The organism is Testudinibacter sp. 'clade 2' (genome assembly GCF_006227735.1).
GTDB lineage: Bacteria > Pseudomonadota > Gammaproteobacteria > Enterobacterales > Pasteurellaceae > Chelonobacter.
Genome location: NZ_VDHB01000238.1, coordinates 1 through 510, shown reverse-complemented (window position 1 = coordinate 510; position 510 = coordinate 1). Strand labels below are relative to the sequence as shown.

Annotated in this window: 1 protein-coding gene; it reads left to right on the top strand. The window is 51.4% G+C overall.

Features of this window, described 5'->3' with window-relative positions; all coding sequences use genetic code 11:
• Positions 1 to 510: hemagglutinin repeat-containing protein (locus tag FHQ30_RS12940; protein ID WP_139612346.1), on the top strand; the 510-nt coding region annotated here is incomplete at both ends.

Below are 510 nucleotides of genomic sequence, written 5' to 3'. Positions count from 1 at the left end.
GTGCGGTAGGGGATTGTATTCGGTTCAGTGATGGTGTGGGTATCAATTTGGAATCGGTGCAAGATACGATGTCCAACCGCAGTAACAATAAAAACAGCGTTTGGAATGCGGGCGTTGCCGTCAGCTATGGCAGTGATGGCTTTGCTTTCGGTGTGACAGCCGGAGGCAATCTAGGCAGAGGTTACGGCAATGGCGATGAACGCAGTTGGGTCAACAGCCACGTTGGTTTGCAAGAGAGCAACACGACGATAATCAGCGGCGGTGACACGAATATTGTCGGCGGTGTGGTGCGTGGCAAGGGGATACACACGGATATTGGCGGCGATTTAACCATTACCAGTTTACAAGACAGCTTGCAGTATACAGGCAAGCAGCAAAATATCAGCGGTCAAATCACGGTAGGCTACGGCGTATCAGGCTCTGCGAGTTATAACCAATCGAAGATGAATGCGGATTATGCCAGTGTGCAAGAACAATCCGGACTGTTTGCCGGGGATGGCGGCTACCAAG